We start from the raw sequence: 26,786 nt of genomic DNA, 5'->3' as shown, positions 1-26,786 counted from the left end.
TTATGTTTTTTTCACTTCATATTGCATAGCGCTTCCTCCCATAATGACAAGGGTTTATGAACTTTTTTGAGTCTCTGTTTAGGATTTTACACAGGCCAAACTGTGATTTTTGTCATACACTCCGAGTACATCTTGTAGGTATGATACTCAAATAGATCAATATATAGTATGTACCGTATTACAAAAACATAGAATTCATCCAAAACAAACTACACATAACAGAAAACGGATTTAGAAGGAGATCATTCATTATGGCAAAATTAGAAGCATTTATACCTAACCCTAAACAAGCAGATGAACTCACAGATATAATGGACCAAATCTTAGGCAGTAAGGACACCGATCTGCTTAGAGAAAATGCAAATCTGAATGGAGACTCTTTCAGCGGAAAGATGAGTAAAATCGGATCTGAAACTGCGAAAAAACATGTCATGAAGCATGTCCTTCCCAAACAGGTTGCTCAAGCTATAACAGAAGGCGAACTTTATGTTCACGACCTTGACCAATATGCGCTTGGTACAACAAACTGCATCTTTATTCCTTTTGATCGGCTTCTAGAACGTGGTTTTAACACAGGAAATGGTTCTGTTCGAACCCCTCAGTCGATCATGTCAGCGATGTCACTTGTCGCTATTATTTTTCAGTCTCAGCAAAACAGTCAATTTGGCGGTGTCTCTGCCAACAAAATCGATTGGGACCTGGCTCCTTATGTAGCACGCTCCTTTAGAAAGCACTTCCGAAAAGGAAAACAATTATTTGAAGAAACAGCGGAAGTAGATCAAGAACATATCCATATGAATAGCGAACTCGCACAAACGACCTGTCCTAAAGCCTACGCTTTTGCCATGAATGAAACCATTCAAGAGACACATCAAGCTGCTGAATCTCTTATTCATAACTTAAATACAATGAGCAGCCGGGCAGGCGGTCAAATTCCGTTTACGTCCCTAAACTATGGATTATGCACGTCTGCGGAAGGAAGACTTGTATCCAATGCGCTTCTTGATGCTACAATCGCAGGACTCGGCCATGGAGAAACTCCTGTGTTCCCTCAACATATTTTCCAGTGTAAACAAGGGATTAACCAAGCTCCTGGCGAACCCAACTACGATATTTTTGTAAAAGCGCTCGAATGTTCCAGCCGGAGATTATATCCGAACTTCGTAAATGTCGATGCTACATTTAATTTGCCGTTTTATCGTGAAAATGAACCAGATACCATTATTGCTACCATGGGTTGCCGCACGCGTACGATCGCTGACCGATTTGGCCGCAACCGTCAAAGCGGAAAAGGAAACCTCTCTTTTAATACGGTTAACCTTGTGAAGCTTGGCATTGAACATGGGATTGCGCTGCGTAAACGGACAGAACCTGATATGAAAGAATTCTACAAGAATTTACACCGCGTAATGGAGATTGCTTTAGAAGGACTGCTGCATAGATACGCTATTCAATCTGTTCAACCTGCAAAAGCTTCTGACTTTATGATGCGGGAAGGTGTCTGGGAAGGCGGCGAACATCTAAATCCTGATGAACCCGTAGCAGCCCTGCTGAAGCATGGAACATTGTCGATTGGATTTATTGGACTCGCTGAATGTATGAAAGCATTATATGGAAAACATCATGCGGAAGACGAATTATCCTATAAAGAAGCGGTTCATATTATTGAAACCATGCGGAACTTCTGTGACAAAAAAGGGGATGAATACAATCTGAACATTACCCTGTTTGCCACTCCAGCAGAAGGCTTGTCAGGAAAATTCACCGTTTTGGATCGAAATAAATACGGAATTCTACCTGAAATTAATGATCGTGATTACTATACGAACTCTTTCCATGTTCCTGTCTACTATTCGATCTCCGCTGCGAAGAAAATTCAGCTGGAAGCACCATTCCATGAACTTTGCAATGCAGGGGCGATCTCTTATGTAGAGCTGGATGGAAATGCCCGTAATAATCAGGATGCATTCCGCCGAATTGTACAATATGCGCTGTCTCAAAATATCGGTTATTTCTCAGTCAACCACCCATTAGATCGCTGTCCTTCCTGCGGCTATGAAGGTGTCATTGGTACGGAATGTCCAAGCTGTGGAATAAATGAAAATGACATTCATTTTAGCCGACTTCGCAGAGTAACTGGATATTTAACTGGAGATTACACAGTTCGATTCAATTCAGCTAAACAAGCGGAAGTCAGAGATCGGGTTAAACATCTATGATCCCTTTACACATCTGCGGTTATATTCCAGAATCTATTAATGAAGGTGCGGGTCTTCGGGCTGTTGTTTTTATAAGTGGCTGTAAGCATGCATGTCCCGGCTGTTTTAATCCATCTTCCTGGAACTTTAGAGCAGGTAAACCTTTTACGGAAGAAGAACAACTGCGTATCATCCAGGAAATTGCGGACAACCCATTACTTGATGGGCTGACCTTATGCGGGGGAGATCCTTTCTTCTCTGCTCCTGCATGCACCGATTTCATTCGGAAGTATAAAGAACTTTGTCCAGGAAAAACCCTTTGGGCTTATACCGGTTTTGTTTATGAAAAACTGCTGGAGGACCCAGACATGCGCTCGCTTGCTGAGCTTTGTGATGTCATCATCGATGGTCCTTTTCAAATGGAATTGAAAGATACTACGCTTCTTTTTCGCGGAAGCCGAAATCAGCGAATTATTGATGTACAAGCCTCGTTATCTGAGGATTCAGTGATCACTTTATAACACGAATAGAAACATCCGGCGATATGGACTACGTTCATGAACCGGATGTTTTTCGTTTTTCATGATAGGTAAAGTAGTAGTGTTGCCTCGATTAAAAGAAACAAGAAACCTCTTATTATTAATGTGAATTTTTCATATGTTGTAATTTTGTAATAGATAGCTATTTACTTCTTCGTTGGTCATGGTGTTATAGATCCCTTCCAGAATGGTTCGCCATAAGGTGTGGTTATCTTGAAACATGTTTGCTACCTCTGGAATGAGCAGTGTACAAACGTTCGGCAGTTGATAATCAATTTGAACTATATAAGGTACCTGCGCGTGATTCACAACCAGTAATTTATAATCACCTGCCACGAGGTCATCTAGAACTTGTAACAGCTCTTCTGTTTCATGTGAAGTGGCTTCCGTTCGTAAAAAAAAGATTCGCTTGCCACTCTGCATAAGCTGCAAAAATCGGCTTGCTCTATAATCCAGCTTTTGTTTTAGACCAGAATAGCTTTCAAGAATCTCTGGGTCATTATCTTCCATCGGAAAATCATGAACGGAGTATAGATCATAGGCTGCGTCCCGAATGACATAACAACCTGAATCAATACTTGCCCCATAATATCTGAGATTATCTCTTAGCATGATATGTCGGAATCGATCACGTAGCAGGGCACTGACCCCTGATAAATGAGGGGAAATCATCCAGTCGATAACTCCAGCAATATTCCGAATTTTACTGTGATTCAGCTGGCTTGCAGGAAGACAGTTATGGCCGAGACTACAAAGGACATCATACCCACCCTTTAATTCATGCAGTTCCATTTACTTTGCCTCCTTTCAGCCAGGGTATACCCTATTAGATTACAGAAAACTTCGCTATGCCTGTGCGATTGGACTTTTCTTATCAAAATCACACTCTGTACACCTATCGATTATTTGTTTCACTCTTATCCTCATGCGGTAATGATACATAATTACGAAAATTTTGGGTGAAACTATCCAAACGGAAAGGGTGAAAATAAGATGCATGAAGACAAAACAGACCGCGGTGCCGGTTTTGATTCTATTGTTGAACCGGATCCGAGATTCGAACAGATTGATTGGACCAAAAACTCGGATTCCATTACGATTTCTAATCTTACCGAAGATGAACAGGGGATAACGGATGAGAATAAGGATGAAGAAGAAAAGCGATAATCAGGAAGCGCAGCATATGTGGCTTTCATCCACTTATCGACGTAATTATTCTGCGCTTTCGAATCCAAAAAAAAGAGAGAAATCTACGGATGAGTAGATTTCTCTCTTTTTGTATATAACTAGCCGCCGGGTTACGCGCTCAGCGGTTAACTTTCTTTTCTTCCATTACTTTTTTTAATCGGCCAGGATAATCGGTAATAATGCCATCGATTCCTTTTTCTATCAATTTGTTCATCACACTCTCTTCATTTACCGTCCAAGCATACATCTGCAATCCTTCATTCTGTACCGATCTAAAGTCTGTCTCTTCTAAGTGAATGAAATACGGATGCAGAGAAAAAGCATTTACTCCTGCCGTATTCGGTAATAACTCAGGGTGAGCGAAATTCTGAGCATATAGTAGGCCCGTTTTGACTTTCGAATTCAATGTTTCCAAAGTGCGTAAGCTGTCAAAATGAAAAGAAGATACGACGACATTATCATACAGGTCATACTCCTCTAGGAGCGCTACCAATTTTTCTTCCACCCCTTCGGAAATCCCGCCCTTAATTTCAACATTAATCATCAGATGACGGGGAGCAAGCTCAAATACTTCCCTTAAAGTAGGGATCGATTCTCCTTCATAAGAAGAATCAAACCACGATCCGGCATCCAGCTGCTGAAGTTCTGCCATCGTCATCTCTTTTACATACCCGTTTCCATTCGTAGTACGACGGACGGTATCATCATGAATAACCATGATTTCTCCATCTTGGGATAGATGAATATCAAGTTCAAAGGCGTCACAGCCTTGCTGTAAAGCAAGTTCAAAAGCAGCTATTGTATTCTCTGGAGCTTCCCCTTTTGCCCCTCGATGGGCAATAATCAGCGGTGTTTTCATACAAAATCAGCACCTTCCTCACAAGATAGAAGAAATAAGATGTCAGTATTCTAATCTGTAATCTAGTCTGTAATCTAGTTTAGTATACGATGCTCTTATTCCCCTATCACCCGTATCATGTAAAATTTATATTAAATTTTAATATTTCAGCAAAAAACTATCGTTGCAGGATACTACTGCCGATCCTCCACTTCATGACGAAACGGCATTCCACCTTGCGCTCCGAATTTGGTTACCGATATAGAAGCTGCTAGATTAGCAAAGGAGATACTTTCTTTTATTGACTTTCCTTCTGCCAGCGCCACTGCAAATGCCGCATTAAATGTATCGCCTGCACCTGTTGTATCTATTGCTTCCACGATAAAAGCAGGGACCACTACCTCTTGTTCGCCGTCATAATAACGAACTCCCTTCTTTCCTTCGGTCACGATCAGTTTATTCGGGTATTTACGTAAAGAATCCTCTGTATCCTCTCCCTCAAACATCATCTGTGCTTCATGTTCATTTGGTGTAATATAGGCAGCATCTTCAATGAGTTGCTGACTTATTTTCCTTGCTGGCGCCGGATTGAGGACAAGAGGTACACCTGCTTCTTTACAAATTGCAGCTACATGTTCCACCGTCTCTTCCGGTATCTCTTGCTGAATAAGTACGATATCGGAGGTACGAATCACTTCAGCGGCTTGATCGATATAAGCAGGGGTCACCTCATTATTAGCTGCTTTTACTACGATAATGCTGTTATCTCCTTCAGCCAAAATGATATGAGCTGTCCCGCTCTCCATCTCGGCTACCGGCTGAACATAGCTAACCATCACTTGATTTTGCTTAAAATTGTCCAAAATAGCTTTTCCATACGTGTCTTCACCAACACGTCCTACCATGTAAACCTCGGCTCCAAGTCTCGCAGCAGCCACAGCCTGATTAGCTCCTTTTCCTCCAGGTACCGTCCGAAAAGATTCACCAAGTACCGTTTCACCTGCGCCAGGACGTTTACTTGACGTGACTACAAGATCCATTGAAGAACTTCCGATCACCGTTACTTTTGGCTTTTTATATGTACTCATTGTTAAAATTCCCGCCTTCATTTGAGATTTACTTTTCATTTCCTATATGTTTACATTTAATAAAATGGTATTATTTACTATATATTACGATAAGGAGTGGTCACAATTATGAATAATATAAGTATACCTGGACTAATTTTGCTCATTGCAGCTCTTGTCTTTGTTATCTGGTTGATACGAAAAATTATACATAGATGAGGATGAGCTACTCTATATATGATAAAAGGACTGTACCTATCAGGCAACAGTCCTTTTATCTATTCTTTTCCGCAGATATATTAGATAAGGTCACTTTGTGTCAAATTACTGTTATATTTCCGTAATACATATACATTCCGCAATTAAATGAATAAGAACCTGGATCAAGGGTGGTATCCACGGTGTAGTAGTTATCACCTTTCTCCAAATATTTCAGCATATCTAAATCTTTGGATACAACATCCGTAATGCATGTGAGGGAGGTATCTTTTCTAAAATTAATTTTGGTCGGTACTCCTTGTTTTACCTCAATCTTATCGGGATAGAAACCGTCTGATTTGACCTGAACCGTAATGACTTCATATCCTTCCAGTTCTTCTTCTGCCTGCCCGCTCCCTCCAGCAGACGGCATAATTTCCTTTCCGCTAAACATAAACAAAGCCCCTGCTATGAGGATTACAGCGACCACTCCAATTGCGGCAAAAGGCCACCATTTCGGTAATTTTTTATTCATAATCAATCCGTTCCTCTCGAAAAACAATATTCATGATGTTCCATACTCATTATAATGATAAAGCAATGATTCTATAACTGAAATGACCCTTTAGAGCTACTTTACACCTATTTTGTTCCATAAAATCTTACTATTCTGTGACGTTCACTTTCAGCTAGAGCCATGCACATGCAAAATAGCCCGCTAACTGCATCAGTTAATGGGCTGAATTTACTCTTGCATGTTCAATGTAAAATAGGATTGTTATTTTCGATGGAGACAAGTTCATTCCCCGTTTTTTGCTGAGTGGCTTTCATCAATTCTCCATACTCTCCTCAACCTTTTATTTATCAAGATGCCGCTCGTAAATGTACCAAGAACATACCCGCGCAAACGGGAGAAGTAACAAGATCACATTCAGGCTCCACATTCCTGAACCCCCTATGTTTTCTTTAGGAATAAATAAGAAAATCATTCCAAGAAGGAAGGCAAAACCAGAAGTCCAGCTGAATTCTGCACCATTTACTGGGCTGTTGCTTATAAAAATAGATTGGCCTTTTGAGGCTTCTGCATAACAAGAAGTGTGATAGGCAGATAACGAAAAAAAAGAGAGGTTCACCAAGAGATCATACCTTGATTCAATCTCAGCATTACAATGTACACAATAAATGCGCTGATGATGTGATGCGGACAAGCAGTTCCCTCCTAAAGTTCCATTTTCTAACATTATACTCTAACGCGCTATTATTCCTATCTATATAACTAAAATCAAAAAAAGCACCTGTTTGGCTCTTTGCCAACAGCGTGCTCCAACAGCTACCAGTAGCCTTACAACATTATTTCACTCTCAGAACCTGACCAACATGAATGGTAAAGTTGCTGTCCAGTTTATTCCACTCTTTGATCTGCTGTAATGTACTCCCATATTTTAGACTTAGAGCATAGACTGTATCTCCACTAACAACCGTATGCTGTACAGTAGTAACTTTCTTTGTTAGATTGAAATTTCTCACGAGTCCATTCACATGTCCGCGAGCAACTAAATCAAGATGTGAAGCTGATTTAAGCAGGGCTGCATCGCTGTTTGTATCTATAAATCCATTCTCCGTCAAGATGGCAGGCATACGAGATTCCCTTAGTACATGAAAGTTTGCCGTCTTTTGCCCTCGATCAGTTAGTGTATTTAACTTTATAATTTCATTATGCATATTCGTCTGATAGTTTATGGCGCGTGTGCTAGATCCCGAATATACAAAATCCTCATATCCTGAACCTCCGCCAGCATTAATGTGTATTGATAAAAAATAATCGGCTCCCCATGTATTCGCTGCATTGGTACGCTGTGTCAGAGTCACCGTTTCATCCTTCATGCGGCTCATTAAAATAGATACGTTACTATATTCTGTGAGCAATATCGAACGAACCCGAGTAGCGATCGCCAGTGTTAGATCTTTTTCTTTTAGACCATACCCTAGCGCCCCTGAATCGGATCCTCCGTGACCAGGGTCAATAAATATCTTAACCATGATTTATCACCTCCCTTGTAATATATGATTTGATCTAGTATTTGCTTGGACGAAAAACTCAGGTAAACCACAAAAACTCTACCAATCCGGAGATTGATAGAGTTCTTATTTATTCCTTATTTTCTTTTTGGCGGTATCAATACATACACAATAAATCCGATGACACAAACAATGGGGATTAACGTAATCACGATATTTTCCCATAAAATATGCACTCTTTCACCTCATAACGTTAGCAGAATCATGTGGTAAATTATAACATATTAATAATAGGGAAGATACCTATGTCCCATGTTTTGTATGGCCTTATTCATGATTATGTAGAAAGATGATTACACTTCCACCTGTTCTGGCGTTTTCACAAGATACATGGATACTTCGGTATCTAGCAAATAGTCTGGTTTCTCCTGATTTCGTTTGTTCCGATGACCCTCAATGTGAGCAGGGCTCTTCTCCCAAGTCTTCCATGCTTCCTCTGATTCCCAGCGAATCATGACGATTACTTCTTCTGTTTCTTCCCCTTTTTTACGGTTTTTCTTCACCATCACCGATCGATCAATAAAACCTGGGATCTCGGACATCGGTCCGCCTGGTTTGCCAAAACGCTCTACAATCTTTTCACTGAAACCTTCTTTTACCGTAATTTTACGAAGTTGGACCAACATGATCTAAACACCCTCTCTAATATCATTACCTATATCATTATACTAGACGATAATGATTATCAGTGTCAACGCATGAATGCCATACGCACCTATTTATTCCACCCAGTCTGTTTCTCCTTCTTCGTAGAAACCGGTCATCTCATCAGCCATGTTCTGGATATCTTCAGAGTGAATGATGGTGATGCCATATCCATCTTCCTGCTGCTTTTTGAGTGCTTGTTCCTTCACAAATTTAGGACTCCCTGGGCCGCTCTCTTCATCATACACAAGCAGTAAATGGTCCGTTTTCCGAAATAACAGTTCGTCTCTCGCAGCAAACTGCCAAGGACCGATATAAGGCTGTTTACTCACCACACCATAATAGTCCACATGGCGTTTAATTTCTTCATAGTACGTTTTCTTATCCTCCGACCAGTTTTCTTCCGGATCAGCAAAGGCCGAAATAATGGATAATTTGAGCTGTGGATACTCCTTTTTTAATTCAATGGCAACTTCACAAGCCCATAGATCTATTCCAATCTGTCCGGGTGTAATGACCCACTCAATTCCATCCTCAATCAGCGGGACAAGTTTGGAACGAAGAGCCTGCTTGATAAAAGGAATGCCGGGATGTTTTTGGTTGAAAATACCGAGCTCATGAGCCCGATATCCGGTTACTAATAAATTTTTCATAAAATAAAGCCACCTGCCGCCTTTCTGACTGTTCTTGATGTTACTATCGTACCACATTCTACTTCTTTGCCGCTTCTACCCTGTCCTTATATGGAATTGTCCTTGCCGTTATACTTATATTTTATTTACGATCAAAAGTTCCGTTTTTTTCGTATCATACGTATGCTCAATGCTTTCCTCTGATATCACTTTTAGTTTCAGCAGTGCAGCAATTTTGGCATGATCTGCTTTTGAAATCAGCTTCCATACGTCTGCATCAGGGAGTGCTTTATATAATTTATCATCATCATATTCTTTTTTCGATTGACCTACGAGTTTTGCAGTATAGTCTCCTGCATCGATCAGATTCACACCCTCTTCTTTCATCACCAGGATAATCTCATCCCGAAGTACGGACAGTTCTTCATCTATCGCTTTCTTTCGCTGCTTCAATTCAAAATAACGATGTAGTAATAATTCCATACCCTATCACGCTCCTTTATGAACATATGTATGCGGATGGTAAGGAAAAGATGGCTTACTTACAAAAATAAAAGGACAAGCTGATCAGGTAAAAAATCATTATATCTATCTTTTCTTTTGCTATCTTTGTTTCTATTATGCTAAGATGACCCTAACTTTAGGAACGGAGGGATACCGGAATGATTATTAATTGGATTCGAGTAAGATTTACTTTTGCCCCTACTAACTAAATAGGCAAAGACTCTGTCTACTGTGTGCGGACAGAGGACTCGGATTCGATCTATTTTATTTGGGTATTCAAAAATCCAGCATAATGTAGAGCGACGAGGTCAGGACGAATCATGCCTGCCCTTTTTTCGTTTACGTATATTATTCTTTCAAGATTCGGCAGTTAACAAAGTTGAATATTGATAGAGCTCAGCAGAAGATGCAACTTGTTCAGCTCTATTCTCCCATGAGAAGGAATGTATATTTGTATTCGTAATATCACATCAACGACAATGATCACCGAGTTCTCATGCGTAACACAGGCAGCAGTCCGCCTGTGTTTTTTTATTATTCAAACCTAAGGAGGACAACCAAATGGAACAAATAATCAAAGAAAAAGCAATTATTGCGGGTCTTGAGCGCAAGGGACAGGAAGATTTTAATTATTCTATGGAGGAGCTCGCAAATCTGGCTGACGCATGTCATATATCCGTGGAGGCTGTCATTACGCAAAAAGCGGAGCGAGTACATCCTTCCTTATATCTAGGTACGGGTAAAATTGAAGAACTGGCGAGGCTCCTGGATACACTAGAGGTGGATATTGTTATTTTTAACGACGAACTTTCCCCCTCCCAAGTTCGCAATTTGGAGAAACGACTAGAGGCATCCGTTCTTGATCGAACAACATTAATTTTGAATATATTTGCCGAACGTGCAAGATCGAGAGAATCTCAGCTGCAGGTAGAACTCGCCAGATTACAATATGTGCTGCCCCGTTTATCTGGTATTAGTTCTTCGTCAGGCAGACAGCGAGGCGGTGTTGGCACCAAGAATAGAGGCTCTGGTGAAACAAAGCTAGAACTGTCTCAGCGCCGTATAGAGGATAAGATTACCGAACTCAGCCGGGAACTTGAACTGCTTGTCTCACAGCGTGAGACTCAGCGAAGACGACGGCAAAAAACAGAAATTCCGGTAGTCAGCCTTGTAGGGTACACCAACACGGGTAAATCAAGTCTTATGAATGCTCTATTGCAGAAGCACCATGCACCCGAGGCTAAAGCTGTTTTTGCAAAAGATATGCTGTTTGCTACCTTACAAACATCCGTTAGAAAGCTGGAACTTGCAGATCGAAAAAGTTTCCTTCTCACCGATACCGTCGGATTTGTCAGCAAGCTGCCCCATCATTTGGTCAAAGCTTTCCGTTCAACCTTGGAAGAGGTACTGGATTCAGATCTGCTAATCCATGTCGTCGATAGTGCTAATCCGGATGCGGAGCAGCTCATTGAGGTTACGAGTACAACACTTCGAGAGCTCGGAGCAGACGAAATCCCAGTTATTTATGCCTATAACAAAACGGATCTTCGAATGCTTCCGCTTGAATCAAAAGATCTTCGGCAGCCTGCTGTTCTCGTTTCAGCCAAGACCGGAGCCGGTCTTGAGGAAATGGAGCAAGCGATCCGTAAAGCTATCTTTGGCCACTATAAAGAAGTCGAGGTCACCATTCCTTATGGTGATGATCAATTCGTCTCTTATCTACATGAACATGCGTATGTAAAATCAACCCGTTATGAGGAAGACGGTACAAAACTTACCGTTGAAGCTTCTCCGGCCATGATCCAGAAATGGTCTCACCTGCTTGATACGCCTACCTCCTAATAGGTAAGCTTACAAAAAACCTCCTGCCTTAACTCGGCAGGAGGTTTTGACATGCTTAGACATACGATAAAGAAAGGTTTAGAATACCTTCTTTAATGAATCATTATTTTACAGGATAAGTCCAAAAGTATTCCGTCTCCAAACGTTTTTGGAACTGTTTGTCTTTTAAGAGAGAATCCCCGGACAAAATGCGGAACTGTGAGCTGTGAGCCTGAATAGACTTCACTTTATTAAGTTTGAAATTCTGAATATCATAAGAGACATCCGGTTCGCCGAGTGCTTCTTTATGACCATTTGAGAACGCAACGCACTGGATGGCTGGACGTCTGTCTTCTTCGAGCGCTTCAACAACACGCACAACAGCTGCTCCTGTAGCATCATGATCTGGGTGTACGCTGTACCCCGGATAGAACGTAAAGATGATCGACGGATTCAGCTCCTCAATCAGTGCTGATATCGTGCCATCCAAAAGATCGCGATCTTCAAATTCAATCGTTTTATCATGGAAGCCAAGCATTCTTAAGTCTTGGATGCCAATCGCACGGCAAGACTGCTTGAGTTCTTCCTTGCGAATTGCCGGCAGCGTAACACGGTTAGCAACGGGCGGATTCCCCATATTTCGAGCCATCTCACCGAGTGTGAGACATGCATAGGTAACCACTGCCCCTTCTTCATTAATCAATTTAGCAAGCGTCCCTGACATACCAAATGATTCATCATCGGGATGCGGTAATACAACTAGAATACGTTTTTGTTCCATAAAGAACCCCTCTTTCTAAAACAGTGTTCTGCTAAGCAGCAAAGATACGATGAGGCGCCCTTCTGCGTCATGACCTGCAAGCAGTACACGTCCTTCTTCATTTTCTTCCCAGTGAGTAAGACCTTCCGTGTATACCCATCCATCGTTAATCTTTAAACCAACACGATAGTAAGTATCCCCTTCAATCGTGCCCTTTGAATATTGAACTGGTATATTCTTAATAAAGTTCGAAGCAGGATGCTTCGAGCTATCATTATGGGCGGCATAAGCGCCCATTGTAAGTTCCATATGAAGATATAAGTCTTCGTTTGCATATCGGTCCAGCTGTTCTTGTACCAATGCCTTATTAATTAACTGCATGATGATACCTCCGGTAACTTCTACGAATCTATCATACCTTGTTAGGTATAATGGGTGGTTTCTATCAAATCCTGGTGCATACTACATATAGCAGTATATCTCAAAAAACAGGGAAAACAAAATCATTCTGCGCAATTTTAATAAGTACTCGGTTTCATAACAGTCCAATCGGTATTATATAGCTGTATCAAAAGGTGAAACATAGGGGTGATCTGATACGTAATAGGATTAAACCATTTATATCCATAAGGAGGCTTATCATTTATGTCTTTTTTTAACAAAATGCTTGCAAAGGTAGGCATCGGTTCTGCTGAGATTGACACTTTACTCGAGAAAGTATCTTATGTACCCGGTGAAACCGTGAAAGGTGTCGTTCGCATTCAAGGAGGCCACGTGGATCAAGAAATTGAACGCATTTACATTCAGCTGATGACACGCTACATAAGAGAACAAAACGATCGAAAATCGGAATACAAACATACACTCGCCTGCTTTGATGTCTCGGATCGCCTGCTTCTTCGCAGTGGAGAAAAAATAGAGATTCCTTTTAGTTTTCCTCTCCCTCTTGAGACACCTGTTACATATGACGGACAGCCCGTGTGGCTAAGTACAGGGCTTGATATTGAAATGGCCATTGATCCAACAGATCATGATGCGATTAAAGTGGAGCCTCACTTCTATATGGATGCGGTTTTTGAAGCAGTTGAATATTTAGGATTCCATTTTAAATCCTCTACTTGTGAACATGCTACTAAGCTCGGCCGCGGAGTTCCTTTCGTACAGGAATTTGAATACTATCCAAGTTCCCGGTTCGCTGGCCGTGTTCATGAGCTGGAACTCATGATGAATCTGGATGAAGAAGGTATTCATGTGCTTGTGGAGGTTGACCGGAGAGCAAGAGGCCTCATGGGATTTTTTGAACAAGCTTTTGATCTGGATGAACGTCATATTCGTCTTTACTTCGATCGTGCTGACATTGCACAAGGTGCTTCCCACATCGCTGAACAGATTGAACGCGTGATTGAAGAACAAACTCGCCATTAAATAAATACGGTTTATCAAAAAGCTAGTATCTGCTCTTTATGAAGAGAGTTACTAGCTTTTTATGATGAATGAAACACTCAAACAATTACTTCTTATAATAGGACACTTACAAGCACGATCGACCCAATGATTCCACCGAAAATAATCCAGGCCAGTGGTCTTGCATGGTTAATCGTCCACCCAAACCCCATTCTTTTTTCTACAAATAAGGAAGGATCCTGAGGATTAAAATAAAACATCCCGAGCTTCCAGTTCTGATCATCATCACGAGGTGGTTTTGAAGAAGGTGCCACAGGCGACTTGACTCTGCTTCCTCCCTGACCCGTCGTGACATATAAAATACCTGTACCGACTAGGATCAGAACAACGACTGAAATGCAGACAGTCGCTAATATTACCGGATCTACTGGATATAACATTTGGAATTGCATAAAGCTAAAGAGCATAATAAGCATCAGGGAAGCAAATAAATTAAAGACCGAATTCCGCAGCCGAAAGATCCGATTTTTCTCCAAAGATACTTCTGGGTGCTCTGTATCTACCTGTTGTTTACTACGGTAAATGACCGTATTGATAAACATAAACAGCAGGGTCATCATGATCTGCATAACGACTGGCATAAATATAGTACCGATCGTCTTATCTTTAATCGTTGTCGGATTTCCCTGGAAATCATATTGCATCACAATTTTGTCAGGAAACAGATCATAATTCGCCAGTGTGAAAATAAAAGTCGCTATAATCAGGACCACATGAATCAAATACCACTTTTTGGAGATCACGAGTTTCTGCTTACGGAAGTTCATATCAATCGTTAATTTCACTTGAGGCATTTTCATATCCGTTAAACGTTCTTCTTTGTATTTTTTCATTTTCTTATGAAAGTAAATCATGGTTAATAACTGTGTCACAATACTTATGAGCACATAGATCATAATCCACATGGCCGAAACGTTAGCAGAATCAGAAATCCTAACCGTCATTGCCATGGCGAATGCAGCAAGAATAGCTTGAATCACAAAATTGCTAACCGCATACCCTTTACGCATCCTTTTCAAATCCGCACTGTGGAACACTTCTTCACTCACCGTAATCCCAAAACTTTCTGTCTGTCTTGTAAAATAAGGGATGAATGAGGTAAGAACTACCATGGGTAAAAACAACGTAATCAGCAAGACAAAATAAATTCCAGGCATGCCTATCACTCCTTTTTATTACCAGCTTTATTCACGGGAGGCTCAATCTCTTGATATATACGCTCCATCATTTCCTTCATTTCCGTTAGGGTAACCCCTCTTAAAATTGCCTCAGCGATCAGCGGTCTAATCTGTGCATTTTGTTTATCACTGAATTCCTTATTGGCCTCAGGCATACCGTTTGGATTCACAACGACACCTTTCTGGCGATGAATATGGATATAATCCTCTTGCTTAAGAAGCTGATAAGCTTTGTTTACGGTGTGCAAATTAATGCCGATATCCGATGCCAAGCTCCGTACAGAAGGTAACGCTTCTCCAGGCTTTAGACTGCCGCTGGCAATTCCCTCAATAATTTGATTCGTCAGCTGTGTGTAGATGGGTATATCTGATTGCATATCAAGTTCAATGATCATGAACGGTTCGCACCTCCATTTCTCTTTATGTATCCGTTATATTTGTAGTATAACAGATACATAATATATATGTAAATAAACAAACGATGGTTCATGATGTGAGAATTGTTTATTTTATCTTTTCTGCATTACAAAAAAAACACTGAATCAGCCTAACGGCATCCAGCGCTTTTCATTCATTTTATATAGGTAAGACTCGACTCCCATTTACGTCAATGAGGAGAAGTCATCCGTTCCCACTCTGCCAATGTTCGAAATGCATCTTCATCACGAGTGCCGCACATGTCCCGTTCAGGCTGCAGATTACCGCAGACCTTCGGTCTGTCTGGATGTCCATAGAGTTTGCAATGATGGTCATCCGTAAGTTGGATACACCTCACACCTGCTGGTTTACCATCTGGCATTCCGGGAATTGGAGAGGTAATGGAGATCACAATACAACATGCACCACAGCCTGTCCTACATTCCATTATGCGTCACCACCTCATTAAATGAAGCTTACCAATACAAGTGTATGCAAATGTGATCTTTATATCACTTCCTCCATTTGCCATTTCACACGATACCGATGGAGTTGCCCTGGTGCTCCTTTAAAAAGAAGCTGTTTCTCTTGAATAAGTGAACGCAGGCGATACTCTAAAAAATCTTTGCGAAGAGAGTAACCTTCTTTTTTTCTTACTACTTCACTTACTACTTTAGAAGCAGGTACATACTGATCTGGATACAAAGAAGACTGTTCTATGATTACATTCCGCAGATCTTGATCCAGTGCATCTTCTGAACATAATCTTACATGGTCATTCTCCCATATCCGAAAAAGAGCAGGATCATTTGAAATCTGCTCCCAGTCTAATACAAAAGCATCTATTTCTTCTTGTGTAAGTAAATTGAACTCATCCATTTTATGTAGAAACGGAATATAATCAGTAGCTTTCAGTTGCGACAAATTTACGGGATTCGTATGAACATTACTTACAATGTTTGATCCCTTCTGGATCGGATTCACAAGCTTCATATTCATCTTCCGATCTCTAAGCAGCGATAGTACAAACCTAAGACCGATTTGATCGTGTGCATGATTCCCATGCCATAGGGTTACATTCGTCTCCTCTGACAGTGATTGAATCGTCTCTACTACTCTTCCCGTCTGATGATCTGGATTATAAGTATACAATGGCTCATAATTAGATAACCGAGCGGATAGCCAGCGAGTCCGTGTCTTCTCTCCTTCTTCAAGATGAAGCTGCTTTAGCGGTCCATAAGCAAACCAGTCATTAAATGAAATCACTTTGTGGTTATGTCTTATCTCTGCCTTGTGAAGAGCCGCTTTCAAAATTCCTTGTTCTTCCATCCCGAACATGATATGTACATGCTGATTGGTCAAGGGCTGTCCACCTCTTTTTCATTTCATTTTGTCGGTTTGATATAAAAGCGATAGAGAGCAGTAGGTGCTCCTATAAAATCAAGTCTTCTCTTACCAATGAGTTCCCTTATTCGGTATTCGAAGAACATATCACTCGTTAACTCAGGATATTGATTCATTAACATTCCTGCGAAATATCCTGCTTTGATATAGTCCCCTTTCTTGTCGTCTTCATCGATGGTATCTATACTGTTATAAATCTCATTAATTACGCTCATGATTCGTTCATCATAAGCATCGATCGGCAGAAACTGAAATTCGCCCTGCCGCCAAATCCGAAGTTTCTCTTCTCTTCTTGAAAGCTGAAGCCATTCTCTAGCATATTCTTTTTTCTCTTTATCTGATAGCAAATAAGGACGCTCATCAAGAATAAGTGGCACTACGTTAGTGGTGTCCAACTGTCCGAATGCCACGAGCGGCAGTTCTTCTCCTTCTGCAGAACTCTTTCCCTTCGCATCTTCACTCTCTAACATATGAAACGAATCTACCGCATTGATTACTCTAATTTCTGCCTGTACGTCTTGCAGGATATAGAGCATAAGTCTTAGAAAAATCTGTTCATGAGCCGTGTTTCCTATCCAAATGGTGATCACTTTATCAGCAGTAATTTGCTCTAGAACAGGCTGAATGGAAGAAATATAATTATGGCGGTGGAAAAGGAAATACTCGTGACCCAGCTCGTTTGTTAGCCACCTCATTCTTTCCATTTCCTCTCGACGTCCCATGAGATCCGAGAGAGGTCCAATTGAGAGATTATCCTCTATACTAAACACCACAAAGTTCCGTGGCACCCCTGATTTTGATAAAGAAACTTTGAGCAGTCCTTCAGCTGACGAGCTCGGAGCAATATGAATATACTCTGGAGCCCCTTCTTCTGAAAAAGAATGAATCTGCGATTTCACAAGCGCATCATTCCACTCACTTGTTATTTTCTCAGCAAGCATCGTACGATGGGTTCCGTCTTCCTCTTGCTCTGTTTTACACTCTTGCAATACAAACCCTACAAACTGTTCCAGTTCATAGGGCTTCATTAACTTCACTTCATTTGCAAATTGATCTTTAACTCTACTCTCCCCCTTTTCGTGCAGAGATCTAAGTGAATCTCTAACTGACATTAGCTATTTATCTATAATAGCTACGCTATGGACACTTCTTTTTCCTTCTTCATGAGCAAAAAAGCCCAGATATGATCAAATAACAGCTGGTTTCTTCCATATAAGCGATTTCTTTGCTGTAGAGAGTTCTGCTTCGAGACCCAGCGGGATTGCAATGTTTGGCGAACAATGTCCTATATCAAAACCTGCCATCGCAGGACGATCTGCTTTTTTTAAGTACTCGATAATAACTTCCTCACAAGTAAAGGATGATTTATTGGTATCCGGGACACAATCATGAAAATTCCCCACAATGATGCCTGAAGCCTCTGTCAGTTTTCCAGCTTGCAGTAATTGCCTCAGCATTCGGTCTATTCGGTAAGGTTCCTCACAAATCTCTTCAATGAGAAGCAGTTTATTTCGAGTATCAATTTCATAAGGTGTACTGAGACTAGATACGATGAGCGACAAGTTCCCGCCAACAACGACTCCGCTTGCTGTCCCCTCCACAATCGAAGTCAGTGTAGAGATCTCTTCGGTATACTCCATCGCCGTGGGTGTGAACAACTGTTGATATCCCGCTAGGGTAAGAGGATGAAGCGAACGATCGCTTAAGGATGACAGCATCGGACCATGAAAAGTAATGAGCCCCGTATTCTTATATATCGCCTGATGTAAAAAAGTAATGTCACTGAATCCCCAGAAAATTTTCGGGTTGTGCTTAATACAATCATAATCAAGCAAATCCGCAATTCGAGCTGTTCCGTATCCCCCGCGCGCACAAATAATGGCCTTAATCTCCGGATTCTGAAACATATCGTTTAATTCCTTGGCCCTTTCTTCATCCGTTCCTGCTAAGTAACCATACTCACGAAATATGCTTTGACCGATCTCCACTCTTAGACCCATTTGAGTAAAATATTCTGTGCTCCTTAGCATTTCTACTGGATCTGCATAACTGGCTAGTGCGGTAATTCCTATCAGATCTCCAGGACTAAGTTTCGCTGGATAGACGATATCCATATTCCTCACCCTCTCATAACCTTGACTTTCCTTCTTTTCCAGTTCTTAATAGAAAAGACAGGAGGCTTCTACATGACACTTTGGCGCAATATCAAAGCAGAGATTACAAGCTGGCCTCGTAATATCCAGCTTTTTTTTCTTGCTAATATACTTTATCAGATGGGTGGTGGGATGTTTTCCGTTCTGTATAATCTGTACATTCAAGATCTCGGGTTTGATGTCTCGATGAACGGCAGAGTCATTAGTATTCAGTCTATTGCTACTGCACTCCTATTTATTCCCATCGGGCTGATGGGAGACAAGATGAGCCGCAAACCTATTCTCATTATAGGGGCGTTGTTTAGTGGAATGACGTTTATGGGACGCTCTTTTGTAGAAGGTGATACCAGTATCCTCTTTCTTGCTGCTTCTTCTGGTATATTTGCTTCCTTCTTTCAAGTTCTAGCTATTCCTTTCCTTGCAGCCAATGTAACGAAAGACAACAGACTAAGATTGTTCAGTATTCATGCCTCGCTTGTACTTGCAGCACAAGTCATCGGAAGTCTTGGCGGAGGCATTCTCGCCGATGTACTGAAATCAGCAGGAATGAGCAGTGTATTAAGCTTGCAGTATGTACTTCTTATTGGCGGAATGGCTACTGTTCTTGGCACGTTACCTTTATTTTTTGTTAGAGAATCAGCTATACATAATAAGCAGCCTGCCCTATTTCCTAAACAGCTTGATCTTGACACCGCACCAAAAATAGAAATACATAATCAAAAATCTTCTGCTTCCGATTGGAAATTCATCCGTCTGTTTTTCTTTACCCAACTGTTAATCGGAACCGGTTCAGGTCTTGTCGTCCCTTATTTAAACCTTTACTTTACCGACAGATTCAGTATCAGCCTTAGTCTGATGAGTATCCTGATCTCGCTTGGGCAAATCATGACCATCGTATCGATGATGATTGGTCCTTCGCTCGCAAACAAAGTCGGACCCGTTAAAGCAGTTGTTATATTCCAAATTCTCTCTCTTCCGTTTCTATTATTAACCGGATACACCTATTCGCTTGTTATGGCGTCTGTTAGTTTCCTGTTTAGACAAGCTTTAATGAATGCAGCAAATCCTATTTTTTCTTCTCTATTAATTGATCACGTGTCTGAAAAAAGGAGAGGGATTGCCAATTCTCTCATGCAGACCGCTTTTATGATCGGATGGGCTACGATGGGACCTGTTCAATCTTATCTTGTGACTACCTTTGGCAGCTATCAAGGATATGCTATTACTTTCACGATTACAGGTCTCCTCTATGTGAGCGCTTCTGCTTTCTTCTATCTTATGTTACGTGATAAACGTAGATCGATGCCGTATAAGGCTTCGTTAAACCAAGGTGCGGCTGAGTAAAATAAACAAAAACACCAGCATATAAAAAAGCAATGGCTAGGACTTCTACCTTTCGAGAAGCCTTGTCATTGCTTTTTCTTTTATCATTTACCGCTGAGGAAACTCAGTATTCATGTAACGATAGGCGACTGCCAGCCGATCAGCAATGTGATTCACGACTTTTTTATCTCTCATATAACTCGTGTGACAGAATGGATTCCAAGAAGTCAGTAAGTTTCCGACATTAATACTCACATCGGCTTTAACAGCCCTCTCATAAGCGGGATCAATCTCACGGAGAGGATAACCTAATATATCATCTTTGTCATAAAAGTTAACCCATTCTCCTTCAAGGCCAGGATATAAATCTTTTCCTTCTAATGCAGGAATCCGAATCGGTTTACTAAAGTCACGATAACGAAGGCTCCACAGAGGCAGTGTAGTCCCGAGTGAATAAAAATGAGTCAATGTTTCCCCCCGCTCCAGCGGAGAAGAGGTATCAATAACTCCTGGAGAGTGTCTTGAAATAAACTGCAGATCATAGAAAAAATTACTAGCAATCACGGTGCCTAAACTATGGGAAACAACAAAAAGGGGAGCAGTATTACCTATACGCTGGGATAAACGGTGGAGTGCATTACTTATGGATTGATGGACCGCATCATAATTATGTCCGTTCGTATCTACAGGTTGATAAGCAACCGCATCGGCTAGATAATACAGTAAATATCGTCTAAGTTTTTTGTATCGCAGTTTTTTATTTACAACCAAGTCACGATAAATCCGATCCTCATGATCACCAAAAACATCTCCCCAGTACACAGGTTCAATATCAATGTAAGGTTTGGAAGAAGATACATTCATCATACCGGCAAAGGCATGATCTAGTTTTTTTATGAACTTGAATGCAAACTCCTTATTCTGGAGGCCGAGACCATGAATAACGATAAGCCCAATCTTTTGCATCTCGCTTCACTCCTTCCCATCTTTAAAATATAAAGATAAGGCTAATGACTTGACAGCATAGCAGATGTACTGGGTATTCGCGGTTTCCTTCGATTATATATGGTATGGATAAATAAGGTAAATGTCTCAAGTCCTTATTTTTCAAACTCCATTAGATGTTTAAAAGCGCAATCGTCCCTGTTACTGTCAGCGTACTCAGAATCGTCGAAAAAAAGACCGTCTGAGATGAAAATTCTGGTTCATTGTCGAACTGAACAGCCAGAATCATGCTGCTGAGCGACGTCGGTACAGAGGATGATACGATAAGCGCTTTTGCAACCAGTCCATCGATACCGAGAAGCAGCACGGTGAGTGCTGCTAATAGCGGGCCCCCAATAAGTCTCATGGCGACCGAGATGGCTACGCTCAGACTCCCCTTTTTCGCAAACGTCCATTTCATAGCTCCCAGCTGCACACCAAGTGTTAGAAGAGCCATCCCGATAAAGGCAGCATACAAATAATTAAGAGGGATTTGAATCGTACTTGGGAGCTCAACACCGAGTAAACGGAGTAAAAATGCGAGTGGGATCGCATAAATAACAGGTTGGCCGGCAATGGTTCGCCAGATTCTCTTTCTATTCACCTGGTGTGCGTTTACGCTGTAGATTCCATAGGTATTGGGTAAAAACGACTGCAGCATCAGGATAATCACCTGAACTCCGAGTGTTAAAGGATTACCCGAAAAAGCAAGCTCATTAATAGGGAGTCCATAGTTAGCACTATTGGCAAACAATACGCTGTTCCTCATCGCCGCCGGCATACCGCCTTCGAGTCTGAGGAGTTTAATAACAAGAGAACAAAGGATATATTGCATGAGCATAAACAGAATAAAAAAGCCCATCACTTGTCCAAACAATGACATCGAAATATCCGTTGAGTATAGGAGATTAAAAACAACGGCAGGTGATAAAATATAAAAATTGATATTCGATAGTGTCTTGATATCGAGTCCTCTGGTTCGCTGGACAATGAATCCAATCGTCATGACTAAAAATAGAGGGATAACGTTATTAAGCAGGATGGAAAAGAACAAATTCATAACTGTATAAACCTCCAGATGAAAAACCTAAGAATGGGAAAAGTAAGGGTCATAATAAAATATGAAACGCTATCGTTTTTTTCAGCGTATAGATTGGGTAATGATTAAAAAGTGGTAACGAAAGGGTGCTCACATATGTTAAGGAAGCTTATTGACAAATTTCTTCGATCTACTGACCGCAGTAAAGGGAAAAGGTACTATAGCAGCTCAGCAAAGAAATATTCTAGACGGTACAGTAGCTCTCACCGCGCACCTAGATACCGCGGATCGTCCTCCGATCATCAATACAAACATGGAAAACAAGGACATGGTTATTATAAGAGTAGAAAATACAGTTCAAGCTAGAAATCTTACTCCCTCTATATTAGAGGGATTTTTTTATGTGGAAATTATTGCTGTTAACGCTGTTTTCAGTTCATCAGAACAATGAAACGGCTGCTTAATCCCAAGAAGCCGCTCAATAATAAGTTTCACCTCTGAACTAAGACGAAGTTCCTCCTGCCAGCTCTGCTCCTTATGAGGAGTATGAAGATTCATCTCCGTTTCCCTCACCGGCACCTCATACGTAGAATACAGCATAAATAACATAAAGTGACCGATATCATACAGATCTGCTTGTTCGCTCGCTACCTTTCCAGTATTGCTTCTACTCTGAGCGGAAAGCTTCATAAAAAAAGAAGATTTAGGCAGCAATGGAGCTGCTCCTATTTTACGTGCCAGACCAAAATCAATCAGCGTTAATCTTCCATCATGAAAAAGCACATTAGGAATTCGCAGATCAAGATGGACGTAACCTTGATTATGAACGTATTCGATGAGATGAAGCAGCTGAAGTGTGATGAGAATCGTTTGTTTTTCATCATACTTTATTCCCTGTCCAAAGATCAGATCTTCCAGCGTATCCCCTTCCATGTAGGACATGACAAGATAACTTCTTCCCTTCTCTTGAAACAAATCGATAAAAGCGGGAATATCCGGATGCTGAAGGGCACTAATGATCTCTGCTTCCTGATTGAGAAGTTTCACTGCGTAATCACCTTTGCTAGGTCTTGCTTGTTTCACGGCTACTTCTTTACCTGTCGTACCATCTAGACACTTATATGTAATCCCGTAACTTCCTTCACCAAGAACCTCTTGCACTTCGTAACGTTGTCCTAAGCAGACTCCTTTCTCACGAGGATCGTCACGCCAAGCAGAGATGAAAGAATGAATGGTTGAATAAAGACGCAACAACTAACCTCCTCTAGGTCACCTGGTTCTCTTAAAGAGATTTTCTTATCCATCATTATAGCATGTTTGTAAATCTATCCTTGACCTTATCCCTTTGATTTCAGGGTTATTAACGAATTTAATTCTGAAAAAACACTCGAAAAGAAAGTCATAAGTAGGTTCTCAAACTTTAAAAAAAGCCGGCACGCAAACCTGATCTGAACTGCACCCCGATTGTTAGAAACAATCTAACAACTGGGGGTACAGTTCAATCTAAGAAATGCGTGCTGGCTTTTTTAGAATGATAGCGTGTTTTCTCTTCTTGCAAAATCAACAAATTGAAATTTATCCAAACGATGCCTGGATTCTGAATATTGAAACAACGTAGTATCTTCAAGATGAACATAGCCGCGAACGACTACGACATGTGTATCTTCACCAATATCCATATACTCGTGGTCCATGCTTGTGGCACGTTCAACCGAAATCACTTTTTTAGCATAGCTGATTTTCAGATTCAGTTCTTTTTCCAGATACTCATATATGGACTGTCCTGTAATATCCTTAGACAGATGAGGTACAATCGAAGCCCGTAAGAAATCAATATCCAGTATAATTCGTTCACCGTCTATTTCCCTGGCTCGAACGACCCTCCATACTTTTGTATCCGCAGATACCTGAAGTTGCTTCGAAATAAACTCTCCAGCCTCGATACATTCCGTAACATACACAAGGGTATTACTCAGCTTACCCATTCGTTCTGACATTTCTTTATAACTGACCAGCCCGCTCACAGGAAAATTATAACGATCTCTTTCGAGAACGAATGAGCCTTTTCCTTTAACTTTATGGATGTAACCATTCTGAGCAAGTAAGTTTAAGCCTTTGCGCACCGTTTCTCGCGTGATTTCATAATGTTGTGCCAGTTCATGTTCAGATGGCAGCTTACTGCCTGGTGCAAGAATTCCTGAGTCGATCTTTTCCGCGAAATCTTTATACAGAGTTACAAAAATATTATTCATCATCATATCACCAATCGTATTGTATCACGTTTTTATGAAAATGATTACAACTCAGATGACGCATTACTTACTTTAGTCAAAAGTTACCTTGAGGAGCGGAGCGGACAATTCAATAATACCGCTTGCTAATTCTTCAATTTTTGGAGACGGCTCCTGTCCATCCGGAATAATAATCGGTGTAATAACAGGCAACCCAGCTTTTTCGATCGCTTCTTTATCAAACTCAAGTAATAACTGTCCCTCACTCACACTCATACCTGATTCGACATGTGTAGTAAATCCATTTCCTTTAAGTGAGACGGTATCAATTCCCACATGGATTAACACTTGGAACCCTTCCGTATCACTTAGAATCATCGCGTGTTTCGTCTTAGTCACATGTTCTACCGTTCCTTTAAATGGAGCGTAAACCTTACCTTCCGCCGGAATAATGGCAACCCCATCGCCCATCTGTTTCTGTGCAAATGCAGGGTCAGGTACTTCAGATAACGGAACTACCTTACCGCTGAGTGGAGCAGCAATGGTCATTTCGCTTCTTTTTTGTGTATTGGAGTTTACAGCATTCTGTTCAACATCCATATTATTTTCAGCGCGAACATCCATAGCTTCATCTGCTGCGGCCTGCTCATTATTCACAACCACACCAGATGGTTCGTTTTCAGACTTCGTCTGTACCCTCGACATACGCAGTTTTCCATACAGCAACGTACCCGTAAAAGAAACGACAATAACGATTAACATACCAAGGAAAAAGATACCCCATTGATTAGGGAAGATCGAAAGGAATCCAGGAATACCGCCTACTCCGATCGAAGAAGCCAATACATTATTCATGGCCAGCAGTACTCCGGCAATACCAGAACCGATCATACCGAAAATAAATGGGTAACGATAGCGAATGTTAACGCCGAAGATTGCAGGTTCCGTTACACCAAGAAAAGCGGATACCGATGAAGTTGCAGCAAGTCCTTTTGCTTTTTGATCTTTAAGAATAAACATCATCGCCAGAGCAGCTGCCCCTTGAGCAATATTAGATAGAGCAAGCATCGGCCATAGGAAGGTTCCTCCTTGACTTCCAATCAGCTGAATATCTACAGCCAAAAATGTGTGATGGAACCCCGTAATAACTAGCAATGCATACAAACCGCCATAGATTAATCCGCCAAGTGCAGAGAAAGAATCAAAAATACCAACCAGACCATTAGTAATCAGATTTCCGATAGAAAATGTAACAGGACCAACGACTGTAAATGCCAGGAATCCGGTTACTAGAAGAGCTACAGGCGCTACGACGAGCAGCTTAATCGAATCGCGTACTCTTTTATTAAGGAATCCTTCAATTTTAGCCAAGATGTAGGCAGAGACAAGAACAGGAAGAACTTGACCCTGGTATCCAATTTTCTCTACTTCAAATCCAAATAGGTTCCATACCGGAACGGTCCCTTCAAGTGTTGCATTTGCATAATTGTAGGCACTTAATAGTTCTGGATTTACCAAAATGAGGCCCAAAACAATACCTAGTAGCGGACTTCCGCCAAATTGTTTAACGGCTGACCAACCAATCAGTACAGGCAGGAATGAGAAAGCTGTACTTGCGATTAGGTTAATGATCGAAGCTACGTCTGCCCACTGAGGATACACTTCAATGAGAGATTGTCCTTCATAAAAAATATCAGGACCAGCCAATATATTGTTTAACCCGAGAAGCAAACCTGCCATAACGATCGCTGGAAGGATCGGGATAAAAATATCCGCGAGCATTTTAATTGCACGCTGGAGCGGATTTTGTTTCTTACTAGCAAGTGTCTTCACATCATCTTTTGATGCTCTGGACCCGCCCGTTAGTTTCATCATTTCATCATAGACCTGATCTACGAGACCAGGACCGATGATCACTTGGAACTGACCTTGTGAAGAGAAGTGCCCTTTGACTAGGGCATTCTCTTCCAAAGCTTGTGCATCTACTTTGCTCTCATCTGCGAGCGCAAAGCGAAGTCTAGTCACACAGTGGGTAGCTGCTTCAATATTCTCTTTACCACCCACAGCTTGAACGATTCGTTCAACCTGTTTTTGATCTATTTTAGACATAGCGTTTGTTCTCCC

At 41.1% G+C, this 26,786-nt stretch carries 28 protein-coding genes; 6 read left to right on the top strand and 22 right to left on the bottom strand.

Annotated features, from left to right (window positions below; genetic code table 11):
• Positions 1-251 precede the first annotated feature (251 nt).
• Positions 252-2,219, top strand: a complete 1,968-nt coding sequence (locus PV403_RS06880; RefSeq protein WP_332083979.1) for an anaerobic ribonucleoside triphosphate reductase — start codon at positions 252-254, stop codon at positions 2,217-2,219.
• The gene (gene nrdG, locus PV403_RS06875) at positions 2,216-2,719 is read left to right on the top strand and encodes an anaerobic ribonucleoside-triphosphate reductase activating protein (RefSeq protein ID WP_332083977.1); all 504 of its coding nucleotides are present in this window, start codon (positions 2,216-2,218) and stop codon (positions 2,717-2,719) included. Before PV403_RS06880 ends, nrdG begins: the two co-directional genes overlap by 4 nt.
• Positions 2,720-2,851: 132 nt before the next feature.
• Here nrdG and PV403_RS06870 read toward each other — a convergent pair whose 3' ends face one another.
• Positions 2,852-3,529, bottom strand: a complete 678-nt coding sequence (locus PV403_RS06870; protein WP_332083976.1) for a DUF1796 family putative cysteine peptidase — start codon at positions 3,527-3,529, stop codon at positions 2,852-2,854.
• A 201-nt stretch (positions 3,530-3,730) separates the two neighbouring features.
• Between PV403_RS06870 and PV403_RS06865 the strand changes: the two genes are divergently transcribed.
• Positions 3,731-3,904: a hypothetical protein gene (locus PV403_RS06865; RefSeq protein WP_213531380.1), complete on the top strand. Its 174-nt coding sequence runs from the start codon at positions 3,731-3,733 to the stop codon at positions 3,902-3,904.
• A 139-nt stretch (positions 3,905-4,043) separates the two neighbouring features.
• On the opposite strand, the gene PV403_RS06860 is transcribed toward PV403_RS06865, so the two are convergent.
• The 8 genes from PV403_RS06860 to PV403_RS06825 all read right to left on the bottom strand — a co-directional run bounded on the left by PV403_RS06860 (position 4,044) and on the right by PV403_RS06825 (position 9,867).
• Positions 4,044-4,784 carry a glycerophosphodiester phosphodiesterase gene (locus tag PV403_RS06860; RefSeq protein ID WP_332083975.1) on the bottom strand — a complete coding sequence of 247 codons (741 nt, stop codon included), beginning with the start codon at positions 4,782-4,784 and terminating at the stop codon, positions 4,044-4,046.
• A 173-nt stretch (positions 4,785-4,957) separates the two neighbouring features.
• A complete protein-coding gene (gene rbsK, locus PV403_RS06855) occupies positions 4,958-5,851 on the bottom strand; it encodes a ribokinase (protein WP_332083974.1) in 894 nt (297 codons plus the stop codon).
• 298 nt (positions 5,852-6,149) lie between these two features.
• Entirely contained in the window at positions 6,150-6,563 is a 414-nt protein-coding gene (locus tag PV403_RS06850; RefSeq protein WP_213531376.1) for a cupredoxin domain-containing protein, read from the bottom strand.
• 322 nt (positions 6,564-6,885) lie between these two features.
• The gene (locus PV403_RS06845) at positions 6,886-7,236 is read right to left on the bottom strand and encodes a hypothetical protein (protein WP_213531375.1); all 351 of its coding nucleotides are present in this window, start codon (positions 7,234-7,236) and stop codon (positions 6,886-6,888) included.
• 142 nt (positions 7,237-7,378) lie between these two features.
• Positions 7,379-8,068 (bottom strand): N-acetylmuramoyl-L-alanine amidase family protein, encoded by a 690-nt coding sequence (locus tag PV403_RS06840; protein ID WP_332083973.1) that lies wholly within the window; start codon positions 8,066-8,068, stop codon positions 7,379-7,381.
• Between the two features lie 332 nt (positions 8,069-8,400).
• Positions 8,401-8,733 carry an antibiotic biosynthesis monooxygenase family protein gene (locus PV403_RS06835; protein ID WP_160031796.1) on the bottom strand — a complete coding sequence of 111 codons (333 nt, stop codon included), beginning with the start codon at positions 8,731-8,733 and terminating at the stop codon, positions 8,401-8,403.
• Positions 8,734-8,826: 93 nt separating this feature from the next.
• Positions 8,827-9,405 carry a DUF1273 domain-containing protein gene (locus PV403_RS06830; protein WP_332083971.1) on the bottom strand — a complete coding sequence of 193 codons (579 nt, stop codon included), beginning with the start codon at positions 9,403-9,405 and terminating at the stop codon, positions 8,827-8,829.
• Positions 9,406-9,519: 114 nt separating this feature from the next.
• A complete protein-coding gene (locus PV403_RS06825) occupies positions 9,520-9,867 on the bottom strand; it encodes a hypothetical protein (protein ID WP_191799571.1) in 348 nt (115 codons plus the stop codon).
• Positions 9,868-10,449: 582 nt separating this feature from the next.
• Here PV403_RS06825 and hflX point away from each other — a divergent pair.
• Positions 10,450-11,730, top strand: coding sequence for a GTPase HflX (gene hflX / locus PV403_RS06820; protein ID WP_332083970.1), 1,281 nt, complete (start codon positions 10,450-10,452; stop codon positions 11,728-11,730).
• Positions 11,731-11,833: 103 nt separating this feature from the next.
• Here hflX and bshB2 read toward each other — a convergent pair whose 3' ends face one another.
• Positions 11,834-12,490 (bottom strand): bacillithiol biosynthesis deacetylase BshB2, encoded by a 657-nt coding sequence (gene bshB2, locus PV403_RS06815; RefSeq protein ID WP_332083969.1) that lies wholly within the window; start codon positions 12,488-12,490, stop codon positions 11,834-11,836.
• 15 nt (positions 12,491-12,505) lie between these two features.
• Positions 12,506-12,850 carry a YojF family protein gene (locus PV403_RS06810; RefSeq protein ID WP_213531368.1) on the bottom strand — a complete coding sequence of 115 codons (345 nt, stop codon included), beginning with the start codon at positions 12,848-12,850 and terminating at the stop codon, positions 12,506-12,508.
• A gap of 264 nt (positions 12,851-13,114) precedes the next feature.
• Here PV403_RS06810 and PV403_RS06805 point away from each other — a divergent pair, with 264 nt between their 5' ends.
• Positions 13,115-13,894 (top strand): sporulation protein, encoded by a 780-nt coding sequence (locus tag PV403_RS06805; protein WP_332083968.1) that lies wholly within the window; start codon positions 13,115-13,117, stop codon positions 13,892-13,894.
• Positions 13,895-13,986: 92 nt separating this feature from the next.
• On the opposite strand, the gene PV403_RS06800 is transcribed toward PV403_RS06805, so the two are convergent.
• From PV403_RS06800 to PV403_RS06775, 6 genes are all read right to left on the bottom strand, one after another.
• Complete coding sequence (locus tag PV403_RS06800) at positions 13,987-15,090, bottom strand: DUF1648 domain-containing protein (protein WP_332083967.1); 1,104 nt, start codon at positions 15,088-15,090, stop codon at positions 13,987-13,989.
• Between the two features lie 5 nt (positions 15,091-15,095).
• A complete protein-coding gene (locus tag PV403_RS06795) occupies positions 15,096-15,506 on the bottom strand; it encodes a GntR family transcriptional regulator (RefSeq protein WP_332083966.1) in 411 nt (136 codons plus the stop codon).
• A gap of 212 nt (positions 15,507-15,718) precedes the next feature.
• Complete coding sequence (locus PV403_RS06790; RefSeq protein WP_213531356.1) at positions 15,719-15,976, bottom strand: YkgJ family cysteine cluster protein; 258 nt, start codon at positions 15,974-15,976, stop codon at positions 15,719-15,721.
• A gap of 59 nt (positions 15,977-16,035) precedes the next feature.
• Positions 16,036-16,890, bottom strand: a complete 855-nt coding sequence (locus PV403_RS06785) for a DUF1835 domain-containing protein (protein ID WP_332083965.1) — start codon at positions 16,888-16,890, stop codon at positions 16,036-16,038.
• A 23-nt stretch (positions 16,891-16,913) separates the two neighbouring features.
• Positions 16,914-18,044, bottom strand: coding sequence for a DUF1835 domain-containing protein (locus PV403_RS06780; RefSeq protein ID WP_332083964.1), 1,131 nt, complete (start codon positions 18,042-18,044; stop codon positions 16,914-16,916).
• 75 nt (positions 18,045-18,119) lie between these two features.
• Positions 18,120-19,046, bottom strand: a complete 927-nt coding sequence (locus PV403_RS06775; protein WP_332083963.1) for a S66 peptidase family protein — start codon at positions 19,044-19,046, stop codon at positions 18,120-18,122.
• Between the two features lie 72 nt (positions 19,047-19,118).
• Here PV403_RS06775 and PV403_RS06770 point away from each other — a divergent pair, with 72 nt between their 5' ends.
• Complete coding sequence (locus PV403_RS06770; protein WP_332083962.1) at positions 19,119-20,429, top strand: MFS transporter; 1,311 nt, start codon at positions 19,119-19,121, stop codon at positions 20,427-20,429.
• Between the two features lie 87 nt (positions 20,430-20,516).
• On the opposite strand, the gene PV403_RS06765 is transcribed toward PV403_RS06770, so the two are convergent.
• The 5 genes from PV403_RS06765 to treP all read right to left on the bottom strand — a co-directional run bounded on the left by PV403_RS06765 (position 20,517) and on the right by treP (position 26,771).
• On the bottom strand, positions 20,517-21,374 hold the full coding sequence (locus PV403_RS06765) for a chemotaxis protein (protein WP_332083961.1): 858 nt from the start codon (positions 21,372-21,374) through the stop codon (positions 20,517-20,519).
• A gap of 151 nt (positions 21,375-21,525) precedes the next feature.
• A complete protein-coding gene (locus tag PV403_RS06760; protein ID WP_332083960.1) occupies positions 21,526-22,452 on the bottom strand; it encodes an AEC family transporter in 927 nt (308 codons plus the stop codon).
• Positions 22,453-22,830: 378 nt separating this feature from the next.
• Positions 22,831-23,682 (bottom strand): serine/threonine protein kinase, encoded by an 852-nt coding sequence (locus PV403_RS06755; protein ID WP_332083959.1) that lies wholly within the window; start codon positions 23,680-23,682, stop codon positions 22,831-22,833.
• Positions 23,683-23,957: 275 nt separating this feature from the next.
• A complete protein-coding gene (gene treR / locus PV403_RS06750) occupies positions 23,958-24,686 on the bottom strand; it encodes a trehalose operon repressor (protein WP_332083958.1) in 729 nt (242 codons plus the stop codon).
• Between the two features lie 69 nt (positions 24,687-24,755).
• A complete protein-coding gene (gene treP / locus PV403_RS06745; RefSeq protein WP_332083957.1) occupies positions 24,756-26,771 on the bottom strand; it encodes a PTS system trehalose-specific EIIBC component in 2,016 nt (671 codons plus the stop codon).
• Positions 26,772-26,786 lie beyond the last annotated feature (15 nt).

Source organism: Paenibacillus sp. GYB006 (assembly GCF_036577645.1).
Taxonomy (GTDB): Bacteria; Bacillota; Bacilli; order Paenibacillales; family Paenibacillaceae; genus Paenibacillus.
Note: the sequence above shows the minus strand (reverse complement) of the source record. Positions and strands in the feature narration are given on the sequence as shown.